The 1,200-nt window shown below is 30.0% G+C and carries 1 protein-coding gene; it reads right to left on the bottom strand.

Annotated elements, in window-relative coordinates:
• Positions 1–15: 15 nt before the first annotated feature.
• Positions 16–1,005: an IS110 family RNA-guided transposase gene (locus LB452_RS13395; RefSeq protein ID WP_224462243.1), complete on the bottom strand. Its 990-nt coding sequence runs from the start codon at positions 1,003–1,005 to the stop codon at positions 16–18.
• Between the last annotated feature and the right edge of the window lie 195 nt (positions 1,006–1,200).

The raw sequence follows: 1,200 nt of genomic DNA, 5'->3' as shown, positions 1-1,200 counted from the left end.
TTGTCACTTCGATTTCTATGACGTAACCAAACGATTTTGATACAAAGTTTGATTTTTTATAAGTGCAAAAACAATATGTATTATTTTATTTCTGACAGCATTTAAAACACTCATTTTATTCTTGCCTTCTTCAACTTTTCTGTGATAATAAACAGCAAGATCATTGTTCAATCTGATAGCACTCAATGCTCCAAGATGAAGTAGTCTTTTAAGTGATTTATCTGCAAGATTTGAGACCCTATTTTTACCAAAAATAGATGTTCCAGATGTATTTTTAAAAGGTGCTACGCCAGAATAACAAGCTAATTTCCTTGGGTCTTGTATAGATTTAAATTCATTAGTCTTTACAATTAGATTCCAGCAAAGTATATCCCCTACACCAGGTACAGATTTAAGTTGTTTTTGAAGTTTATTTAAAGTTTCATCACTTTTAATCAGCTCTTTAATTTGTCTCTCTAGGCGTTTGATTTGTAAAATGATTTCACTGATAAGTTTATCATTATCTCTTTTAATTTGTTTGGCTAATTTTTTATCTCTAAGCACCTTTAATTCCTTGTTTTTAGTTGTTAATTGTCCTTTTTGGTTTACTCTAAATCTTCTTTCAGATAATAGAATATGCAGCTGTTCTATGACATCTCTTCTTGGAATGAAACGGGCAGTTTCATCATGGTTCTTCTTAATAAAACGAGCTATTCGTATAGCATCAATCTTATCATTTTTCCCTCTGGTAAGCCCTAAGCTTCTTTTAAGATGTAAAGGATTTACCACGTAAAAACAACACTCTAATTCAGCAAGAACATTGATAAGTACCCAAGAATATTTACCTGTGTTTTCTAAACAAATGTGATGTTTGATTGAGCTGTCTTTTAAAAGGGGTTTAAAAAATTTAGTAATTGCTTTCTCTTGATTTTTAATAACAAGAGATTCTGTTTCATGAGATAGAATGCAGATATCCAATGTATCCTTACTCACATCAATTCCGATAAACTTTAATTCTGTTTTCATATCTTTGGATTAAGGTTAAAATGATAAACTCAACTCCTTGATAATGGGCTTTAAATTCCGAATTTCTAATTTGAGTTTATATCAAAATGGAAAAGATCTAAATCGAAGTATAAGTTGCGAACTTAGAGTGCTTTGGTAGTGTATCTTTTCCGTTTTTAATTTAATCATTTTATAAAAAACGAATCTAAAGGAGTG

It is taken from the genome of Psychroflexus longus, assembly GCF_020164595.1.
Lineage (GTDB): Bacteria > Bacteroidota > Bacteroidia > Flavobacteriales > Flavobacteriaceae > Psychroflexus > Psychroflexus longus.
Note: the sequence above shows the minus strand (reverse complement) of the source record. Positions and strands in the feature narration are given on the sequence as shown.

Excerpts from the sequence above, each read along its gene's own strand:
- LB452_RS13395 (WP_224462243.1), bottom strand. The coding sequence starts at position 1,005 with ATGAAAACAGAATTAAAGTTTATCGGAATTGATGTGAGTAAGGATACA.